Below are 19,092 nucleotides of genomic sequence, written 5' to 3'. Positions count from 1 at the left end.
GACGTCAGGCTCCGACGTACTCGGCGAGGTGCTCGGCGGTGAGGGTCTCGCGGGCGGCGACCAGATCGGCCGGGGTGCCCTCGAAGACGATCCGTCCGCCGTCGTGCCCGGCGCCCGGCCCGAGGTCGATGATCCAGTCGGCGTGGGCCATGACCGCCTGGTGGTGCTCGACGACGATGACGGACTTGCCGGAGTCGACCAGCCGGTCGAGCAGGCCGAGGAGCTGCTCCACGTCGGCGAGGTGGAGGCCCGCGGTCGGCTCGTCCAGGACGTAGACGCCGCCCTTGTCGGCCATGTGCGTGGCGAGCTTGAGGCGCTGGCGCTCGCCGCCGGACAGCGTGGTGAGCGGCTGGCCGACGGTGAGGTAGCCGAGGCCGACGTCCTGGAGCCGCCGGGCGATCCGCTGGGCGGCCGGGACGTTCGCCTCCTCGGCCGAGAAGAACTCCACGGCCTCGTTCACCGACAGGGCCAGCACCTCGCTGATGTCACGGCCGTGCAGCCGGTAGTCGAGCACCGACCGCTCGAACCGCTTTCCGTCGCAGGTCTCGCAGGTGGTGGCCACGCCGGCCATCATCGCCAGGTCGGTGTAGACGACCCCGGCGCCGTTGCAGGTGGGGCAGGCGCCGTCGGAGTTGGGGCTGAACAGGGCCGGCTTGACGCCGTTCTCCTTGGCGAAGGCCTTGCGGATCGGCTCCAGCAGTCCGGTGTACGTCGCCGGGTTGCTGCGCCGGGACCCGCGGATGGCGCCCTGGTCCACGGAGACCACCCCGGCACCGGCCGGGATCGAGCCGTGCACCAGCGAACTCTTGCCGGATCCCGCGACCCCGGTGATGACGGTCAGGACCCCGAGCGGGACGTCGACGTCGACGCCCTGGAGGTTGTGGGTGCTCGCGCCCCGGATCTCCAGCGCCCCGGTCGGCGTGCGGACGCCGTCCTTGAGGGCGGCCCGGTCGTCGATGTGGCGGCCCGTGACCGTACCGGAGGTGCGCAGGCCCTCGACGGTGCCCTCGAAGCAGACCGTGCCGCCGCCCGCGCCTGCACCGGGTCCGAGGTCGACGACGTGGTCGGCGATCGCGATGACCTCCGGCTTGTGCTCCACGACCAGCACGGTGTTGCCCTTGTCGCGCAGCCGGAGCAGCAGGCCGTTCATGCGCTGGATGTCGTGCGGGTGCAGGCCGGTGGTGGGCTCGTCGAAGACGTAGGTGGCGTCGGTGAGCGAGGAGCCGAGGTGCCTGATCATCTTGGTGCGCTGCGCCTCGCCGCCGGACAGGGTGCCCGCCGGCCGGTCCAGGGAGAGGTAGCCGAGGCCGATCTCCACGAACGACGCCAGGGTGTCGTGGAGGGTTCTCAGCAGCGGCGCCACCGACGGCTCGTCGAGGCCCTCGACCCACGCGGCCAGGTCGCTGATCTGCATCGCGCAGGCGTCGGCGATGCTGATCCCGGCGATCTTCGAGGAGCGGGCGCCCTCGTTCAGCCGGGTTCCGTCGCAGTCCGGGCAGGTGGCGAAGGTGACCGCACGCTCCACGAACTCGCGGATGTGCGGCTGCATCGACTCCTTGTCCTTGGAGAGCATCGACTTCTGGATGCGCGGGACCAGCCCCTCGTAGGTCATGTTGATGCCCGCGATCTTCATCCGGGTCGCCTCGCGGTACAGGAAGTCGTGAAGCTCCTTCTTCGTGAACTTCTTGATCGGCTTGTCCGGGGGGAAGAAACCGGACTCGGCGTACAGGCGGGAGTTCCAGCCGCCGCCCTTGTAGCCGGGGACGGTGATCGCGCCCTCGTCGAGGGACTTGGTCTCGTCGAAGAGCTGCCCGAGGTCCAGGTCCGTGACGGCGCCGCGGCCCTCGCAGCGCGGGCACATGCCGCCGGTGATGCTGAAGCTGCGCCGTTCCTTGACCTGCCGGCCCGCGCGTTCGACGGTGACGGCGCCGGCCCCGCTGATCGAGGCGACGTTGAAGGAGAACGCCTTGGGCGAGCCGATGTGCGGCGTGCCGAGGCGGCTGAAGAGGATGCGCAGCAGCGCGTTGGCGTCGGTGGCGGTGCCGACGGTGGAACGGGGGTCGCCGCCCATCCGCTGCTGGTCGACGATGATCGCGGTGGTCAGTCCGTCGAGGACGTCGACCTCGGGGCGGGCCAGGTTGGGCATGAAGCCCTGGACGAAGGCGGGGTAGGTCTCGTTGATCAGCCGCTGCGACTCGGCGGCGATCGTGTCGAAGACCAGCGAGCTCTTGCCCGAACCCGAGACCCCGGTGAAGACCGTCAGCCGGCGCTTCGGGATCTCGATGCTGACGTCCTTGAGGTTGTTCTCGCGCGCTCCGTGCACACGGATCAGGTCGTGGCTGTCCGCCACGTGCGTCTCGGTCCTACCGGCCATGCTCAAACCCGTCTCCATCCGCTGCGCGCGACCTCCGTCGACGGCCGCCACGCTAGCCCGAGGTGGAACACCAGCGCTTCTCCGTTCCTGACCGGTCCGGCCAAGGGCCCGACACCCACGCCTGCCATGCGCGGTGGGCAGGCGGGCGGGCGGGCCGCCCGGCGAGATGAATCTCCTGGTCAGCACTGATCACCGCCGATCTATGCTTCTTGGTGCAGGAGGTTCGCCGGACCGTCGAAGGAGAGGGTGCCCGTCCGCGGCGACGCCTTCCCTCCGGCATCCGCACCGTGTCCGTCTCTCCCGAGGAAGCCCCCGTTGAACTTCTGGTCGATCTATGAGCACGGCTTCGCGCGGGTCGCCGCGTGCACCGGCCACACCGTCATCGCCGACCCGCGCGCCAACGCCGAGGCGGTCCTGCGCCAGGCCCGCCGCTGCGCCGAGGACGGGGTCGCCGTGGCCGTCTTCCCCGAGCTGGGCCTGACCGGCTACTCGATCGAGGACCTGCTGCTCCAGGACGTGGTGCTCGACCAGGTCGAGGACGCCCTGGCGACGGTGGCGGCCGGCTCGGCCGGGCTGCTGCCGGTCCTCGTCGTCGGTGCGCCGCTGCGCCACCGCAACCGGATCTACAACTGCGCGGTGTTCGTGCACCGCGGCCGGATCCTCGGGGTGGCGCCGAAGTCGTACCCGCCGAACTACCGGGAGTTCTACGAGCGCCGCCAGATCGCCTCGGGCGACGACGAGCGGGGCGGCACCATCCGGGTCGGCGGCGCGTCCGTGCCGTTCGGCGTGGACCTGCTGTTCGACGCCGAGGACGTGCCGGGTCTGGTCCTGCACGCCGAGGTGTGCGAGGACATGTGGGTGCCGGTGCCGCCGAGCGCGGAGGCCGCGCTGGCCGGCGCGACCGTGCTGGTGAACCTCTCGGGCAGCCCGATCACGGTCGGCCGCGCGGAGGACCGCAAGCTGCTGTGCCGCTCGGCGTCGCAGCGCTGCCTGGCCGCCTACGTGTACGCGGCGGCCGGGCTCGGCGAGTCGTCCACGGACCTGTCCTGGGACGGCCAGACCATGATCTACGAGAACGGCGCGCTGCTCGCCGAGACCGACCGGTTCCCCCTGGACGACCAGTACGCGGTGGCCGACGTGGACCTCGACCTGCTGCGCCAGGAGCGGGCCCGGATGGGCTCGTTCGACGACAACCGGCGGACGCACGCGGCCCGTACCGGTGACTTCAGGACCGTCCCGTTCCGGCTCGACCCGCCCGCCGCCGACCTCGGCCTGCGCCGCCGCGTCGAACGCTTCCCGTTCGTGCCCGCCGACCCCGCACGTCTCGCCCTGGACTGCTACGAGGCGTACAACATCCAGGTCGCGGCGTTGCAGCAGCGGCTGACCGCGATCGGCGGCCCGAAGGTGGTCATCGGGGTGTCCGGCGGCCTCGACTCCACGCACGCGCTGATCGTCGCGGCCCGTGCGATGGACCGGATGGGCCGCCCCCGCACCGACATCCTGGCCTTCACGCTGCCCGGCTTCGCCACCGGCGAGCACACCAAGGGCAACGCCCACCGGCTGATGAACTCGCTCGGCGTGACCGCGGCCGAGCTGGACATCACGCCGACCGCGCGTCTCATGCTCAAGGAGATGGGCCACCCGTTCGCGGCCGACGAGCCGGTGTACGACGTGACCTTCGAGAACGTGCAGGCCGGTCTGCGCACCGACTACCTGTTCCGGCTCGCCAACCAGCGCGGCGGCATCGTGCTGGGCACCGGTGACCTCTCGGAGCTGGCGCTGGGCTGGTGCACCTACGGTGTCGGCGACCAGATGAGCCACTACAACGTCAACTCCGGTGTGCCGAAGACGCTGATCCAGCACCTGATCCGCTGGGTCGTCAGCAGTGAGCAGTTCGACCCGGAGACCGGGGAGACGCTCACCGCCATCCTCGACACGGAGATCAGCCCCGAGCTGGTGCCGGGCGAGGAACTGCAGTCCACGGAGTCGAAGATCGGCCCGTACGCGCTGCACGACTTCACCCTCTACCAGGTGCTGCGGCACGGGTTCCGGCCGTCGAAGATCGCCTTCCTGGCCTGGCACGCGTGGCACGACCGGGAGGCGGGCGCCTGGCCGCCCGGCTTCCCCGAGTCCGACCGCAAGGAGTACGACCTGGCCGCGATCCGGCACTGGCTCGACTACTTCTGCCGCCGGTTCTTCGCCTTCGCCCAGTTCAAGCGCTCGGCGATGCCCAACGGCCCGAAGGTCTCGGCGGGCGGCTCCCTCTCGCCCCGCGGCGACTGGCGCGCCCCGTCGGACGGCTCGGCCAAGGCGTGGCTGCACGACCTGGAGCGGGTCCCGGAGGCGTAGCGCTGCCGCCTCTGATTTGGCGTGAACACCACGATCCGGCTAGGGTCGGTCACGCGTGCGGCACTCCGTATCCGGAGATCGCGCGATGCGTCGGTGGTCCAAGGAAAGACGCCCCGCTTCCTGTGGGGAGATGCAGGTGCAAGGCCTGCCCGGCGCTCCGTCCGAAGAGCCCCGCCTCCGATCCGTCGGAGGCGGGGCTCTTCGCATGTGCGGCCCGGCTCCGGGCGAGGGCCGTGGGCACTCCGACGGGCCAACCGTCCGACGGCACCGGAAACGGTCAAGTGGCGAGGAAAACCGGCTGGTGAGGGTGGTCCGGGCGGCAGGGGGCGGCCGGAGCGTGGGCCCGGACACCGGTTGCGGCGCCCGGCGGGGCTTTCGAGGGTGGGCGAAAGACAGCAGTCCGAAAGGAAAACCCCATGCGCGCCCTAGCCTCCCGCGGCCTCCTGGTCTCCCCCCTGGTCTGTGCCGCCCTGGTCCTCGGTCCGGCGGCCGCCGGCGCTGCCGCCGCCGACGCCGGCCAGGACGGATCGGGAACCGGTGCCGCGCAGTCGGCGCCGCAGCTGCCCGGCCCCGACGTCGACGCCCTGCTGGCCCGCGTCGAAGCGATGGACACGACGCGGTTCGACCCGGCCCTGACCTCCTTCCTCGACACGCTGCCCCAGCTGGCCGCGGCCGACGGCACCACCCTCGACCAGGCCGGCGCCGCCGCCTACGCCCAGCAGGTACAGGCGTGGAGCGATGCCCTGCAGAAGCGGCTGAAGGAGCTGGACGCCCGTGTCACCGGCCGCTCGGTTCGCGCGGCCGACCCCGTCTCGGACCTGGTGAACGCGATCCAGGCCGCCGTCGGCAAGCTGCTCTCCTCGCTGGCCTCTCTCGACCTCGGTGGTGTGGTGAGCGCGGTCACCGGGCTGCTCGGCCCCATCCTGGCCGCGGTCACCGGCCTGCTCGGTTCGGCGCCCGCCCTGCCGTCGCTGCCGGCGCCCGCGTGAGCACGTGACCCACGGCTCCGGACGAGACGCGCCGTCGCGGCCCTCCACGGGGGGCGCCGCGGCGGCGCCGCCGCTTCAACCGTCCGTCGGGGAGGCTCACCTGCCGTTCCAGCCCGGTACCGTCCGCAGCACATGTGCCGCGACGCGTTCCAGGGCCGTGTCGTCGGGCAGCACGTCGTCCTGCCGCCAGAGCGCGACCTCGAACGTGCCCTGGCCGTCGTCCTTCGGATGCTTGGAGACGAGCAGGCAGCGCGCCGTGCCGCCCGGCCCCGTGCTCGCCTTCCCGCCGCCGAGGCTGAAACCGATGGAGAGGGTGGGGCTGGAGTAGAGGACGGCCGGATGCCCGAGGACGGTCGTCCTGCGCGCGCCGTCCATCAGGCCGACCACGTCGGCGACGGACAGGCGGTCGTAGGACGCCGACAGCTTCACGGAGTACGTCTTCAGGGTCACCGTCGCGTCGGGCGAGGCGATCTTCGTGCCGCCGGCCATCGTGATCCATTCCCCGTTGCCGCTCGCGGTCTCGGCCCGTTCCCGGGGCGTTCCCAGCAGGTCCGGAAGGTCGGGGCGGTTCAGCGCCTCGCACAGGCGCGCGCCGGAGACGTAGCGGGCCGGCAGCCGGTCGGCCGACTTCGAGCAGGTCGCCGGCGTGGTGCCCGTGGCCTGGTGCGGGAAGAACACCCGCTGGGCCCACAGGGCACCGATCACGGCCAGGAACACGGCCACCGCCGCGATCACCTGGACCGCCGGTCTCGCCCGCTTCTCGGGCTCCCCGGCCACCTCGGTCATGTCCCCACCCCCGCTGTGTGCGCGCCGTGCGCGGGTGGAGCGTAGCCGACGTCCGCCGTACAGGTGTCCACCGTACGGATGTTCACGGCGACGGCACGCACCGCTCGGCCCTTCTCGGTGGCAGCGGCTTCCCGGGGCGGTGTTTGATGTCGGCAGCACGCACCGGGCCTGGGGAAGCGGAGGTGGACGCGGTGGTCGACGGACGGGTCGTCGAGGCGGGCGGCGGGGCCCTGGTGGTGCGCCGCGCGCCACGGGACCGGGCGCGGGCGGCGGTGCTGGTGCTGCACGGCGGGCAGGAGAACGGCCGCAGGCCCGCTCGCCCGTGGCAGCCGGCGGCGCTGCGGATGCGCCCCTTCGTGAGCGCGGCCGCGTCGGTCTCCTCGCCCCGCGACGTGCTGGTCGGCCAGGTGCGGTACCGGTACCGCGGCTGGAACGACGACGCCGACCCGCTCCAGGACGCCCTGCGCGCCCTCGACGAACTGCGCGGCCTGGCCGGGGACGTGTCCGTGGTGCTGGTGGGCCACTCGATGGGCGGCCGGGCGGCACTGAGGGCGGCGGCCGACCCCTCGGTCCGCGGGGTGCTCGCCCTGGCTCCCTGGTGTCCCCCCGGTGATCCGGTGGAGGACCTCTCCGGGACGCGGATCCTGGTCCTGCACGGGGACCGTGACCGCGTCACCGAGCCGGCCGGGTCGCAGGGGTACGTGCGGCGGGCCCGTGCGGCGGGCGCCCAGGCCGGGATGGTGCTGCTCAAGGGCGGCGATCACGCGATGCTGCGCCGGAGCCAGGACTGGCACCGGGCCTCGGCAGCCGCCATACGCCGGCTGCTGCGTCCGGAACGTGATCTGGAGGGCTGGACGGCCGAGGCCTGCGGGTCCGGGGAACCGCTTCTCCGCTGACGCGTGCCTTGGTAAAGTGCCGCGCCCCCACGCGGCATCCACTCCGAGGACGGCTGATGTCGATCACGAAGTTCGCCAGAATTGTCACGTACCTGACAGCATCGTTGATGGTGCTGACCCTGTCCGGCACCGCGCCGGCGACGGCCGCACCACGCTCCGCCGCCCCGGCGGCCTCCGCACCACGCTCCGCGACCCCGGAACCGGCCGCGTCCGCCACCGGTACCTGGCAGCCGCCGCTGTCCACCCGGGGCCGCTACATCGTCGACTCCGCCGGGAACCGGTTCCGCCTGAAGGCCGCCAACTGGGACGGCGCCCAAGGGTCCTGGAACGGGAGCGGCAGCATCGACGACCCCGCCGACCACCACGCCGGCCAGGACTCCCACGGCATCCCGCTGGGCCTGGACCGGGTCCCCCTCCCGCAGCTCATGTCGGACTTCCGGGCCCTCGGCATCAACAGCGTCCGGCTGCCGTTCTCGAACGAGATGATCCACACGACGGCCCCGGTGCCGGACGCCGCGGTCGCCGCCAACCCCGTGCTGCGCGGCGAGACCCCGCTCCAGGTCTACGACGCCGTCGTGACCGCCCTGACCGACGCGGGCTTCGCCGTCATCCTCAACAACCACACCAACACCTCCCGCTGGTGCTGCGGCGTCGACGGCAACGAGCGGTGGAACAGCAGCCAGTCGACCGGGCAGTGGGCCGACGACTGGGTCTTCATGGCCAGGCGCTACGCCGCGAACCCCCGTGTGGTGGGCGCCGATCTCTACAACGAGGTGCGCCGTGACGTCCTGGACGACCCCAACTGGGGCCTGGGCGACGCCCACGACTGGTACGCGGCCGCCCAGCTCGCCGCCGACCGGATCCTCACCGAGGCGAACCCGAACCTGCTCATCGTCGTCGAAGGCATCAACTGGACCGGGATCCCGGTGGACGGCTTCCCGCACGACCGCCCCACCCTCGCCCCGGTCCGCACCCTCTCCCACACCCTCGTCGACGCCCACAAACTGGTGTACTCCGCGCACTTCTACGGCTACACGGGCCCCCACCACAGCGGCGCCACCGGCATCGGCGAGACCAGCGATCTCCGCTACCAGGACATGACCCGCGACCAGCTGTACCAGGTCCTCGCCGACCAGGCCTTCTACGTCACCACCGAGGGCAAGCACTACACCGCGCCCGTGTGGGTCAGCGAGTTCGGCATCGGCGCGGGCGAGACCGGTACCGCCGCGCGCACCTGGTTCGGCAACATCACCGACTACTTCGCCGACCACGACGCCGACTTCGCGTACTGGCCGCTGGTCGGCTGGGAGGGGCACGACGACTGGGCACTGCTGCGCTACGACACCGCGGGGCACCGGTACGGCATCCTCGACGGCGGTGACTGGCGGGCCACGGCCTGGGACCACCTCATGGACTCCGCCGGCCGCACGGGATACATCGCGCCGGGAACCACCTGGCGGATGCTGGCCACCGACCACGGCGACGCGGTCGAGTCCGTGCGCGTCCGGACGGGCGGCGACTGGGACTCGGGCGCCTACAAGGCGGTCTGCCCCGACGGGCTGCGGCTGACCGGCCTCGCGCACTCCGGCGGTCGCGGGCTGTGCACCGACGCGGCCGCGGGCGACCTGCGGGCGGCGGGCCAGGACCGGACGGTGGTCACCGACGAGCGGTACGTCCCGGCGGGCGGCGACTGGGCCTCCGGGTACACCAAACTGCAGTGTCCCGCGGGCCGGTTCGTGATCGGCTACAGCCGGCGCGGCGAGCGGGTGTCGGCAGTGCTGTGCGTGCCCGCGCGTACGACGCTGAGCGCGGCCGGACGGACGGTGTGGTTCGACCGTTCCGACAACCGGCCCGCCGACGCGGCCGGCGACGACTTCGCCTACGGCGCCTACAAGGGCCAGTGCGCGGCCGGCGAGTACATCGCCGGAGTCGCCTTCACGACCCGGCTGGGCAGTTCACCGGGACCCGCCGCCGTACTGTGCGCGCCGCTGCCGTCCTGACCCCCTTCGCACCGGACTCCGTGCCACGCCACCGGCGGTCCCGGGCCCGGACGTTCACCGCGTCCGGGCCCGTGCCGGTGGAGGGGTCGGCCGCGGACGTGGCTCAGGGCACGCGGGCCAGCGGGCCGCCCGGAGCCGGCACGGCCGGGTCGCGGTCGTGCCCGGGTGCGCCGGGGTCCTCCGCGGTCGCCGAGAGGATGGTCTGCTGCAGGCGGCGCAGCCGCGCCGAGGGTTCCAGGCCGAGTTCCCTGACGAGGAGGGTGCGCAGCCGCTGGTAGACGTGGAGCGCCTCGCCGCGCCGGCCCGAACGGTACAGGGCCAGCATGAACTGGGCGTGGAGGTTCTCGTGGGAGCGGTAACGGCTCGTCAGCACGGTCAGTTCGGCCAGCAGTTCGCGGTGCCGGCCGAGCCGCAGGTCCGCCTCGATGCGCTGGTCGAGGGCACAGAGCCGGCTCTCCTCCAGCCGCCGCGCCTCCATGGCCAGATGGGCGCCGGTGTGGACGTCGGCGAAGGGCGGCCCGGTCCACAGGTCGAGCGCCTGGCGAAGGGTGCGGGAGGCCCCCGCGAAGTCCTCGTCGTCCATGGCCCGGCAGCCCCGTTCGCGCAGCCGCTCGAACTCGCGGATGTCGCTGCCGCCGCCCCCGGAGGCCAGCAGGTAGCCGCCCGGAAGGGTGGTGAGGACGTCCTTCGCGGACGGTGCGGCCGCGTCGCCCGCGCCCGATCCGCCGCGCAGCGCGGCCGCTATGTGTTCCCTGAGCTGGAGCACATAGGTCTGCAGGGTGGTGCGGGCGCTGCGCGGCGGGGCACCGGCCCACAGTTCCTCGACCAGGGCGTTGACGGACACCATCCGGTCGGCGCGCAGTGCCAGCAGGGCCAGCACCTGGCGGGGCTTCGGGGCGGTCGGGGCGATGGAGACCCCGTTCTCCCGCACGTCCAGCGCGCCCAGCAGCCCGATGTCCACACGCGTCTCCCTGATCCTCTCACCTGACACTCCGCCAGTAGAAAACAGCACAACCGGTCTGTCAACAGACCACCCGCCGACCCGGGCGCGGTGGGCGGCCCACAGGGCCGCCCACCACCCCGAGACGTGTCCAAGTGGCCGCTGTGCGGCGTCTTTCGGCGATCCGCGGCCCGGCTCGACACCGACCGGACGGTCCGGCCGGGCCGCGGGGCACACCGATTCCCCGTTCGAAGAACAGTCCGAACGAGGTCATTCGGTCGGTTACTTGGCCTGGTCTCGGGTCACCGTCGTCGGCCGCGGACACCGTCGGGAAGCGTGAGCAGGACGATCCCCGGCGCCATCACGCCGAGTCCGCACCAGGAGACGACCGGCATTCGTTCGCCGAGGACCACGACGCCGAGCACGGCCGCCACCGCGGGCTCCACCAGGGTCAGGGCCGTCGCGGTCTGCGCGCGGGTGTGCCCGAGCCCGTGTCCGAAGAGCCGGTAGCCGAGGAAGGTGGTGACCGCTCCGAGGTACAGGACGACCAGCGCGCCGCGTGCCGTCGGCAGCCACGGTCCGGCCTCCCGCAGCAGCACGGGCAGCACGAGCAGCGCCGCCCCCGCGAACATCGCGCCCATCACCGCGCCCGAGGCGTGTTCGCCTTCGACGAGCCGCCGGCCGACGAGGGCGTAGCAGGCGTACGAGAGCCCCGCGAGGCCCGCCAGCAGGACGCCGGCCGCGTCCACGGGGGCGCCGTCGCCGGCCAGCCGGGGTCCCAGGACGAGGACAGCGCAGCCGAGGACGGCCACGGCGGTGGCGAGCGCCCAGCGGACGGTGGGCCGGGACCGGCCGGTGAGCAGGCCGAGGAGGCCGGCGAGGACGGGAGCGGCGCCGAGCGCGACCACGGTGGCCACGGCGACGCCGGTGCGGGCCACGGCGGGATAGAAGGCGAGCGGGTATCCGGCCACCGCCAGGGCGCCCAGGACGAGCAGCGCGCGTTCGCGGAGGGTGCAGGTACGGGGCAGGGCGCGGGCGCGTGGTGCGGTCAGGAACAGCAGGAGGCCTCCGAGGGCCAGGCCGGCGGCGCCGACGGCGGCGGCGGGAGCCCCGGCGGGAGCGAAGGAGCCGGCGGTCCCGGTGGTGCCCCACAGCACGGCGGCCGTGAGGATCGGGACCGGCCCGGCGAGCGGCACGGCCGGGCGGGGACGCGCGAGGGTCCGGCCGGTGCGGGGCAGGGAGGAGCGGGATGAGGTGTCGTTCGGCACAGTCGTGAACTTCCGTCGTCGAATACCGTCTGCGGTCCGGTTTCGGAACGGGCGCACGACACGGTCCCCGGGCGGCCGCCAAGGCGGAGGGCCGGGAGCGCGGGTTCGAGCCGTCGCGGGTGCGCCCGTCAGGCGCTGAGCGGCGGCAGGACGACGTGCCAGTAGGTGTTCACACGGCGATGGTAGCGGGGCGGTCCGGAGGGCGGGTGGTCCGTCCGGACCTCGGGACGGCCGCGGGGCGTCGGTCGGCACGACGCCTCGCGACGGCGGTGCGGCCGTCGGAGCCGGGCCCGGCGCGCGCCGCCGCCGCCGATCCCGCCCGCACCGTGGTCGTCGCAGGCTCCCCGCTGCACGTCAATGACCCACCCTGATCCGCTTGTCGTATGATTCGACCAAGTTTTGGCCAACGTGTATGGATATCGTTTCCCGGGTCGGCCGCGTGGGACAGACTCACCCGCGGAGGGGGACGAGCACGGCCGTGTCACGCCGGGCGTGCCATCCCGCAGTGTCGCGTCGTCCTGGGGAGGGCGGCGAGCAGACCAGCGGAGGAATCCATGACGCAGTCGCTTCCCGGGCGGCGGCCTGCCCCGGAGCAGGCGCGCGCCGGGCACGGGCGGCCACCGGTCGTCGTGATCGGCGCCGGACCGTACGGACTGTCGGTGGCCGCCCACTTACGGGCGGCCGGAGCACCGGTCCGCGTCTTCGGCGATGTGATGGGCAGTTGGCGGCACGCCATGGCCACCGGGATGTTCCTGAAATCGACACCGGCCGCGACGGACCTGTCGGCGCCCGCACCGGGCGCCCGGCTGTCGGACTTCCGGCGCGAGCACGGCGAGCCGGAGCTGACCGAGCTGACCCCGATCCCGTGCGACGTCTTCGTACGGTACGGGCAGTGGTTCAGGAAGCGGTACGTCGGCGAGGTGGAGCCGGCTCGGGTGACCGCGGTGGAGCGGCCCGCCTCCGGGACTGGCTTCACGGTCCGCTCGGACGACGGGCAGGAGACGGCGGCGGCGGCCGTCGTGGTGGCGACCGGGCTGAACGGACTGGCCCATGTCCCGGACGAGTTGCGGCGCCTGGCCCCCGGCGGTCCCGGCCCCACGGCCCCCGTCTCGCACACCAGTCACCACACCGATCTGTCCGTGTACGCGGGCCGGCGGGTGGCGGTCGTCGGCGGTGGCCAGTCCGCGCTGGAGAGCGCCGCCCTGCTGCACGAGGCGGGCGCCGAGGCACAGGTTCTGGTGCGGGAACGCAAGGTGCTCTGGGGCATGGCCCCGGACCTGGCCCGGCCCTGGACCCAGCGGCTGGCCAAGCCGTCCTCTCCGCTGGGCACGGGCTGGATCCTGGCCGGGGTGTGCGCGGCACCCGGCGGTGTGCGGTGGTTCCCGGCGGCGGCCCGGCTGCTGCTGTTCCGGCGGGCACTCGGCCCCTCGGGCGGCTGGTGGCTGCGGGACCGGGTGGAGGGCGTCGTCCCCGTGCTCACCTCGCGGCGGGTCACCGGCGCGGCGCTCTCCGGGTCCGCGGTGCGCCTGGAGGTCGCGGGTCCCGGGGGCGGGCGGGAGTCGCTGACCGTCGACCATGTGCTGGCTGCCACCGGTTACCGGCTGGACCTGGACGCCCTGCCGTTCCTCTCCCCCACGGTGCGCCGCGCGGTGGCGTGCGTCCCGGGTTCGAGGGCGCCCGCGCTGCGCGGGTCGTTCGAGTCGTCGGTGCCGGGCCTGTACTTCACCGGCTCGCTCGCGGCGCCGATGTTCGGGCCGATGATGCGGTTCGTGGCGGGCACGGAGTTCGCGGCCGTCCGGATCGCCCGGCACCTCGGGAGCCGTTGAGCGGCGGAACGCGGTTGCGGCCGCCCCACCGACCCCGCGAGCTGGTGCCGTGGACGGTGTCGTGGACCAGGTGCGACGGGCGGGTGCGGGCGGTGTTCCTGGCGGGCGGCCTGCTGACGGCCGGGGCCCTCGCCGTCCTGCTCGCGGGCCGCCGGCCGCGCGCCGCGCCGGGTCTCATCCGGCCTGGGTGAGCGGGCCCGTGGCGTCGTCGGCCGTCGGATCGTCCTCGGCGGCCGTGAGCACCGACTGCCGTATCCGGCCGAGCACCGCCGAGGGTTCCAGGCCGAATTCACGGACGAGGGTGGTGCGCAGGCGCTGGTAGGCGGCGAGGGCCTCGCCGCGCCGGCCGGAGCGGTGCAGGGCGAGCATCAGCTGCCCGCACAGGCTCTCGTGGGTGGGATGCCGGGTGACCAGCACGGTGAGTTCGGCGATCAGTTCACGGTGCCGGCCCAGCCGCAGGTCGGCCTCGATGCGCCGGTCCAGCGCGCACAGCCGGCTCTCCTCCAGTCCGCTGGTCTCGGCGCGCAGGCAGTCCCCGGCCGGGACGTCGGCCAGGGCCGGACCGGTCCACAGGTCCAGGGCGCTGCGCAGCAGTCGCGCGGCCTCGCGGTGGTCCCCCGCGTCCATCGCCCGGTACCCGGTCCTGGCGATCCGTTCGAACTCCTTCACGTCACTGGTGCCTTCGGCGCTGTCGAGCAGATAGCCGCCGGGCATCGTGCGCAGTACCTGTTTGGGCGGCCGCCCGCCGTCGCCGCCCGCCGCGGACGCCTCCGCGATCAGCTCACGCAGGTGCATGACGTAGGTCTGCAGGGTCGGTCGCGCGCTGCGCGGCGGCCGCCGGCCCCAGAGTTCCTCGGTGAGCGTGGCCACGGCCACCGCCCGGTCGGCGTGCAGGGCGAGCAGGGCCAGCACCTGACGCGGCTTGGGCGCGGTCGGTGTGATGGAGACGCCCCTCTCGCGCACGTCGAACGCGCCGAGTATGCCGATGTCCACGCCGTCTCCCTGCCCGTCGGCTCCTCGGGTGCTCCGCGGCGAGTCCCCGGCACCCGAGTCAAAAACGGCATGGACGGTTTGTCAAACCGAACTCGGTGCCCTTTGTCGGGTCTTGACTTCCGGTCAGGAGTCGGAGAGGGCGAGCCCGGCGAACTCGTCGGTGTGCGCCGTGAGCTGAGGGAGCATCAATGACCAGAAGTGCTCGGCGTGCTGGGGCGAGATCCGGTCACGGTCGGTGGCACAGAGCACCTCGAACCCGACCGTCGCGGCCACGACCACCGCGGCGACCCGGTCCGGCGACACCCCCTCGGCCAGCTCGCCCTGGTGCTGGGCCCGCAGCAGTTGCTCGCGCACCCAGGTGCGCCACCAGCAGGCGAACCCCGCGCCGTTCTTGCGCGAGGGGTCGACGCTCAGTTTGAAGCCCGCGCGGACGACGACGTCGGTGGTCGCCATGACGAGCAGGTCCCCGGTGACCGTGATCAGCAGGTGCAGGGCGGAGGCGGCCGACGGCCGACGGTCGGCGACCATGCGCTCGATGCTCCGGCGGGCGGCGCCCTCCACCTCGACCGCGAGGGCGTCCTTGCTGGGGAAGTGGAAGTGCAGCGCTCCGGCGCTCACTCCGGCCCGCCGGCTGATCGCGGGCAGCGAGGAGAGGGCGTATCCGTCGTCGGCGAAGGTCTCGGCCGCGGCATGGACGAGGGCCTGGCGGGTTCGGGCCGCCCGGAGCTGCTTGACCATCGCGATCCCCCTGGTGATCCGGGAGAATCCGGAGTTGGACGGTCCGATTCCCCCTGGGCCTGCAACATTGCGATTCGAGAACCCTAGCAAAGAGCACGCTTGGTAGGTTTGTCCGAGCAAGGAGTACGGGCGGCCCGGGATGTCCGGGTTCCGGGGCGGGTCAGGCCTCGGTCGCCACCGGTGATTCCTGCCGTCGGCGCTCGACTTCCTCGACGACCCGGGCGCCCCGGTCGGGCGCGGTGTCCAGCCGGATCAGGGCCGCGGGGGTCGCTATGGCCGGCAGTACGTGGTTGTAGAGCACGGAGATGCGGTCGTTGAGATCCGTCCAGTCGGAGACCACCTCGGACATGAACTGGGTCCCGATCCAGGCGCCGAGGAAGCACTCCGCGGTCTCCTGCGGCGTGACGTGCGGCAGCACCTCGCCGCGCTCCTTGGCCTCCACCAGCTTCTCGGTCACCACCTCGGTCCAGGCCGGCCAGGCGCTGCCGAACAGCGAACGGCCCTGGAGGTCCGCCGACAGCCGTATGCCGGCGAGGAGGATGACCTCCTTGGGGATGCGGTGGGCCAGCGTCATGCCGATGTCCACCCACTCCTGGAGCTTCAGCTCGCGCGGCACCCAGTAGTCGTCGCTGATCTGGGCGTTGATCACGCCGCGCGCGAGGGCTTCCTTGGAGTCGAAGTGGAAGTACAGGGCACCCTTGGTCACTCCGGCCCGTTCGAGGATCTCGGCGATGGTCGCCGCCGTGTATCCGCGCTCGGCGAAGACCGCGGCCGCGGCCTCGACAACAGCACGGCGGGTCCGAATCGCACGCTCCTGACGCGCCATGGGGACCCCTCCTCGGTCAAAACAAAACCGGACGTGACGTACCTTACCCCAATCGGGGGGCGGTATTTCGGCCGTGCGGGGCCGATTCCCGGACGGCTCCCGTGCCGGCGCCGGGCGCCGGCACGGGAGCCGTCCGGGCAGTTCACCAGGCCGTGCGCCCGCCGTCCACGGTAAGTGTGGCACCCGTGACGAAGCTCGCCCGGTCGCTGCACAGCCAGGCGGCGGCCTCCGCCACCTCCGCCGGATCGGCGGCGCGCGCCTGCGGAGCGGAACGGTAGGCCCGCGCCTCGTTCTCGGGCGACCTGGCGAACCAGTCGTCGATCATCTCGGAACGGGTCAGCCCCGGGGCGATGGCGTTCACGCGGATGCGGTGCGGGGCGTACTCGACGGCGGCGGCCTTGGTCAGTCCGATCACCGCGTGCTTGGAGGCGATGTACGGCGCGGCCGTCGAGGAGGCGACCAGGCCGCCCACGCTGCTGGTGTTGACGATCGAGCCGCCCCCGGTCTCCAGCATGGCCGTGATCTCGTGGCGCAGGCAGTTCCACACGCCCCGCACGTTGGTCTCGGTGACCCGTTCGTAGTCGGCGTCGTCGATGAGGTGCATCGGCGTCTTCGGCAGCGCGACCCCCGCGTTGTTGAAGGCCGCGTCGAGACGGCCGTACCGCTCCACCACGAACTCGACGGTACGGCGCACCTCTTGCGTGTCCCGCACGTCCAGGGTGCGGTGACTGGCCTCGGCGCCCTCGGCGCGCAGTTCGTCGACGAGGTCGCGCAGCTTGTCCTCGCGGCGGGCGGTCAGGACGACGACGGCACCCTGGCTCGCGAACACGCGGGCGGCCGCCGCTCCGATGCCGCTGCTGGCGCCCGTGATGAGGGCCACCCGGCCCGCCAGCGCGGCTCCCTCCGGCGCGGTCACGCGCTCACCCCGGCGGTGACGGAGAGGGAGTCGGCGTCGTGCCAGAAGACGTCGAGCGCGGCTTCCTCGTCGAGGGTGCGCAGGCGCTGTTCGTCGATCTGGGCGAGGCCGTCGACCAGGTGGCGGACGCCGAGCTCCCGCATCAGCTCGCGCTGGAAGCCGTGTTCGAAGGTGCTGGGGTGGCCGACGAAGGGCACGTCCAGCTCCTTGGCGTGAGCGGCGAACCGGGCCACGTCGTCGATGAAGAGGACCTGGTGCCGGCCGAGGCCGAAGTGGTCCTCGGTGATCTCGCGGATGCCGGGGCGGAAGTCGTTGGTGCAGATGTAGTGCGGGGCGGTGAACAGGTGCTCCCAGACGCCGAGATGGCGGCGGAAGTGGTCCTCGTCGAGGCCGCCGTAGCAGATGACGTCCAGGCCCGCGGCGCGCAGCCGGCGCAGAAGCTCCTCGGCGCCGTCGAGCGGATGGACGGGATGGGCGCGCAGATGGCGCTCGCGTTCCGCGAAGTAGTCCGCGATGACGTCCTGTTCGCTCACCTCGGCGCCGGTCTCCTCCAGCAGCACCCGGGCCGCGGCGAGCCGGGACTGGGAGAAGAGCCGCTGCTCCAGCTCCCGGGTGTAGGCACCGCCGTACTTGAGGACGAGTCGGTGCAGGACGGGGCTGAAGCTGTCGTTGAGCAGGACGCCGTCGATGTTGACGGCGGCGAGGCGCAGGGTGCGCAGTGGTTCCATCGGGTCTTCCTCTCGCGGGCCGTTCGAACATCATGCAGTGGTCGTCGGTCCCGGCAGTGGCGCGGGTGGCCCGGCGGACGGCGAACTCCCCGGGGTGGATGGCCGAAAGAGACCGCTGCAGAGGTTTTGAACCGGGCCGGCCGCACCGCTCATGTATCGACAACCGGCCGCCGACATCTGCCTGTTAGTCCGTTTTTCGCCGTACCCTCATCTTGTTTGAGCGCAAAAATACTTGGCCAGACCACAACTGAGCGGAGTCATGCATGGATCGAGTCTCATCACACTTGGCGAATCCTTTACCTGGTGGCCGACCCGAGAAAACCGGTAGGTCCGTATCTTATAGGCGTCGAACAGAGCTTCAGCCAGCGAAGAGCTTTCCGACGGGGGGTTGTCGATGAGCCTGTCCGCCAGCGAGATCGGAGCCGTTCTGCCCGTACTGCCCCGGCTGACCACCACGGTGCCGAAGGAGTACGTCCACCGGGCGTCCCTGGCCGAGGTGTTCCTCACCGGCTGCACCGCGCAGGACGACGGGCTGCGGTTCTCCCTCACCGGACAGTGGCCGCGCGCCCACACCTTCTTCAACAGCGCCGACGGTTCCAGCCATGACCCGCTCCAGGCCGCGGAGACGTTCCGGCAGGCCGGCATGTTCGTGACGCACGCCGAACACGGTGTCCCGCTCGGGCACCACTTCGTGCTGTGGTCCCTCAGCTGCCACACCGACCTGGAGCGACTGCGCATCGGGTCCCGGCCGACGGACTTCGAACTCGACGTGACGTGCCCGGACACCGCCCCGCGCGGCAGGGCGTCGGCGCGCCGGATGGGCATCGGGTTCGCGCTGCGCCGGGACGGCCTGCCCGTGGCGTACGGGGACGGGGTGTACTCGATCGTCACGCCGTCCGTCTACGCGCGTCTGCGGGCCAACCGGCCGACGCGGCAGACGGCTTCCGCGGACCCTGCGGTCGCGGCCCGTCCGATGCCGCCGTCGGCGGTCGGCCGCACCTCCCCCGCGGACGTGGTGCTGACCGCGACGGACACGCCCGGCCGGTGGCTGCTCACCCCGGACCTGACCCATCCGATCCTGTTCGACCACGGCGGCGACCATCTGCCCGGCATGGTGCTGCTGGAGGGCGCCCGGCAGGCCGCCTGCGCCCGGCTGGCCCCCCGTGCGCTGATACCGGCGAGCACGTCCACGACCTTCGACCGCTACGTCGAACTCGACAGCCCGTGCTGGGTCGACGTGGCGGAGGTGGTCCCGGGAGGCGACGGGACGGTGACCGTGCGGGTGGTCGGCCGGCAGGGCGGCGAGACCGTCTTCACCTCGACCGTGCGCGGTCCCGTCGTCGGCTGAGGCGGCGCGCGACGGCCGCGGGGGGGGGGCCGGGCGGGGCCGCGCCGGCGGGGGGGGGGGGGCCGGGGGGCGCCCCCCCCCCCCCCCCCCGCGCCGCCCCCCCCCCCCCCCCCCC

16 protein-coding genes are annotated in these 19,092 nt (G+C 72.8%); 7 read left to right on the top strand and 9 right to left on the bottom strand.

Annotation, left to right across the window (positions count from 1 at the left end; translation table 11 throughout):
- Nucleotides 1-4 precede the first annotated feature (4 nt).
- Entirely contained in the window at nucleotides 5-2,374 is a 2,370-nt protein-coding gene (locus ACIRQ9_RS17240; RefSeq protein WP_404173262.1) for an ATP-binding cassette domain-containing protein, read from the bottom strand.
- A gap of 315 nt (nucleotides 2,375-2,689) precedes the next feature.
- Between ACIRQ9_RS17240 and ACIRQ9_RS17235 the strand changes: the two genes are divergently transcribed.
- Together ACIRQ9_RS17235 and ACIRQ9_RS17230 are read left to right on the top strand one after the other, a co-directional pair.
- Nucleotides 2,690-4,723 (top strand): NAD(+) synthase, encoded by a 2,034-nt coding sequence (locus tag ACIRQ9_RS17235; protein ID WP_404173259.1) that lies wholly within the window; start codon nucleotides 2,690-2,692, stop codon nucleotides 4,721-4,723.
- Between the two features lie 416 nt (nucleotides 4,724-5,139).
- Entirely contained in the window at nucleotides 5,140-5,712 is a 573-nt protein-coding gene (locus ACIRQ9_RS17230; RefSeq protein WP_404173256.1) for a hypothetical protein, read from the top strand.
- 96 nt (nucleotides 5,713-5,808) lie between these two features.
- On the opposite strand, the gene ACIRQ9_RS17225 is transcribed toward ACIRQ9_RS17230, so the two are convergent.
- Nucleotides 5,809-6,498 (bottom strand): DUF6215 domain-containing protein, encoded by a 690-nt coding sequence (locus ACIRQ9_RS17225; RefSeq protein ID WP_404173253.1) that lies wholly within the window; start codon nucleotides 6,496-6,498, stop codon nucleotides 5,809-5,811.
- 191 nt (nucleotides 6,499-6,689) lie between these two features.
- Between ACIRQ9_RS17225 and ACIRQ9_RS17220 the strand changes: the two genes are divergently transcribed.
- The gene (locus ACIRQ9_RS17220; RefSeq protein WP_404173251.1) at nucleotides 6,690-7,394 is read left to right on the top strand and encodes an alpha/beta fold hydrolase; all 705 of its coding nucleotides are present in this window, start codon (nucleotides 6,690-6,692) and stop codon (nucleotides 7,392-7,394) included.
- A gap of 56 nt (nucleotides 7,395-7,450) precedes the next feature.
- Entirely contained in the window at nucleotides 7,451-9,394 is a 1,944-nt protein-coding gene (locus ACIRQ9_RS17215) for a glycoside hydrolase family 5 protein (protein ID WP_404173248.1), read from the top strand.
- A gap of 103 nt (nucleotides 9,395-9,497) precedes the next feature.
- Here ACIRQ9_RS17215 and ACIRQ9_RS17210 read toward each other — a convergent pair whose 3' ends face one another.
- Complete coding sequence (locus tag ACIRQ9_RS17210; RefSeq protein ID WP_404173245.1) at nucleotides 9,498-10,355, bottom strand: BTAD domain-containing putative transcriptional regulator; 858 nt, start codon at nucleotides 10,353-10,355, stop codon at nucleotides 9,498-9,500.
- A 281-nt stretch (nucleotides 10,356-10,636) separates the two neighbouring features.
- Nucleotides 10,637-11,602, bottom strand: coding sequence for a DMT family transporter (locus tag ACIRQ9_RS17205; protein WP_404173242.1), 966 nt, complete (start codon nucleotides 11,600-11,602; stop codon nucleotides 10,637-10,639).
- 554 nt (nucleotides 11,603-12,156) lie between these two features.
- Between ACIRQ9_RS17205 and ACIRQ9_RS17200 the strand changes: the two genes are divergently transcribed.
- Nucleotides 12,157-13,428 (top strand): FAD-dependent oxidoreductase, encoded by a 1,272-nt coding sequence (locus ACIRQ9_RS17200; RefSeq protein ID WP_404173239.1) that lies wholly within the window; start codon nucleotides 12,157-12,159, stop codon nucleotides 13,426-13,428.
- A gap of 56 nt (nucleotides 13,429-13,484) precedes the next feature.
- Complete coding sequence (locus tag ACIRQ9_RS17195) at nucleotides 13,485-13,619, top strand: hypothetical protein (protein WP_404173236.1); 135 nt, start codon at nucleotides 13,485-13,487, stop codon at nucleotides 13,617-13,619.
- Here the strand turns inward: ACIRQ9_RS17195 and ACIRQ9_RS17190 are convergent.
- The 5 genes from ACIRQ9_RS17190 to ACIRQ9_RS17170 all read right to left on the bottom strand — a co-directional run bounded on the left by ACIRQ9_RS17190 (nucleotide 13,603) and on the right by ACIRQ9_RS17170 (nucleotide 17,629).
- Nucleotides 13,603-14,421 carry a BTAD domain-containing putative transcriptional regulator gene (locus ACIRQ9_RS17190; protein WP_404173233.1) on the bottom strand — a complete coding sequence of 273 codons (819 nt, stop codon included), beginning with the start codon at nucleotides 14,419-14,421 and terminating at the stop codon, nucleotides 13,603-13,605. The genes ACIRQ9_RS17195 and ACIRQ9_RS17190 overlap by 17 nt on opposite strands.
- A 123-nt stretch (nucleotides 14,422-14,544) precedes the next feature.
- Nucleotides 14,545-15,159, bottom strand: coding sequence for a ScbR family autoregulator-binding transcription factor (locus ACIRQ9_RS17185; protein WP_404173230.1), 615 nt, complete (start codon nucleotides 15,157-15,159; stop codon nucleotides 14,545-14,547).
- 160 nt (nucleotides 15,160-15,319) lie between these two features.
- Nucleotides 15,320-15,985 (bottom strand): ScbR family autoregulator-binding transcription factor, encoded by a 666-nt coding sequence (locus ACIRQ9_RS17180; protein ID WP_351323222.1) that lies wholly within the window; start codon nucleotides 15,983-15,985, stop codon nucleotides 15,320-15,322.
- 142 nt (nucleotides 15,986-16,127) lie between these two features.
- Nucleotides 16,128-16,901 (bottom strand): SDR family NAD(P)-dependent oxidoreductase, encoded by a 774-nt coding sequence (locus ACIRQ9_RS17175; protein ID WP_404173226.1) that lies wholly within the window; start codon nucleotides 16,899-16,901, stop codon nucleotides 16,128-16,130.
- On the bottom strand, nucleotides 16,898-17,629 hold the full coding sequence (locus tag ACIRQ9_RS17170; protein WP_404173223.1) for an HAD family phosphatase: 732 nt from the start codon (nucleotides 17,627-17,629) through the stop codon (nucleotides 16,898-16,900). Before ACIRQ9_RS17170 ends, ACIRQ9_RS17175 begins: the two co-directional genes overlap by 4 nt.
- Before the next feature lie 394 nt (nucleotides 17,630-18,023).
- On the opposite strand from ACIRQ9_RS17170, the gene ACIRQ9_RS17165 reads away from it, so the two are divergent.
- On the top strand, nucleotides 18,024-18,977 hold the full coding sequence (locus tag ACIRQ9_RS17165; RefSeq protein ID WP_404173220.1) for a ScbA/BarX family gamma-butyrolactone biosynthesis protein: 954 nt from the start codon (nucleotides 18,024-18,026) through the stop codon (nucleotides 18,975-18,977).
- Nucleotides 18,978-19,092 lie beyond the last annotated feature (115 nt).

Source organism: Streptomyces sp. NPDC101237 (assembly GCF_044767465.1).
GTDB lineage: Bacteria > Actinomycetota > Actinomycetes > Streptomycetales > Streptomycetaceae > Streptomyces > Streptomyces gramineus.
The sequence above is the reverse complement of the archived record's forward strand: the minus strand, read 5'-3'. Positions and strand labels throughout refer to the sequence as shown.

What these genes read in the sequence shown, in the direction of transcription:
- ACIRQ9_RS17240 (WP_404173262.1), bottom strand. Translation starts at nt 2,374, where the DNA reads ATGGCCGGTAGGACCGAGACGCACGTGGCGGACAGCCACGACCTGATC.
- ACIRQ9_RS17230 (WP_404173256.1), top strand. Translation starts at nt 5,140, where the DNA reads ATGCGCGCCCTAGCCTCCCGCGGCCTCCTGGTCTCCCCCCTGGTCTGT.
- ACIRQ9_RS17225 (WP_404173253.1), bottom strand. Translation starts at nt 6,498, where the DNA reads ATGACCGAGGTGGCCGGGGAGCCCGAGAAGCGGGCGAGACCGGCGGTC.
- ACIRQ9_RS17215 (WP_404173248.1), top strand. Translation starts at nt 7,451, where the DNA reads ATGTCGATCACGAAGTTCGCCAGAATTGTCACGTACCTGACAGCATCG.
- ACIRQ9_RS17200 (WP_404173239.1), top strand. Translation starts at nt 12,157, where the DNA reads ATGACGCAGTCGCTTCCCGGGCGGCGGCCTGCCCCGGAGCAGGCGCGC.
- ACIRQ9_RS17185 (WP_404173230.1), bottom strand. Translation starts at nt 15,159, where the DNA reads ATGGTCAAGCAGCTCCGGGCGGCCCGAACCCGCCAGGCCCTCGTCCAT.
- ACIRQ9_RS17180 (WP_351323222.1), bottom strand. Translation starts at nt 15,985, where the DNA reads ATGGCGCGTCAGGAGCGTGCGATTCGGACCCGCCGTGCTGTTGTCGAG.
- ACIRQ9_RS17170 (WP_404173223.1), bottom strand. Translation starts at nt 17,629, where the DNA reads ATGGAACCACTGCGCACCCTGCGCCTCGCCGCCGTCAACATCGACGGC.
- ACIRQ9_RS17165 (WP_404173220.1), top strand. Translation starts at nt 18,024, where the DNA reads ATGAGCCTGTCCGCCAGCGAGATCGGAGCCGTTCTGCCCGTACTGCCC.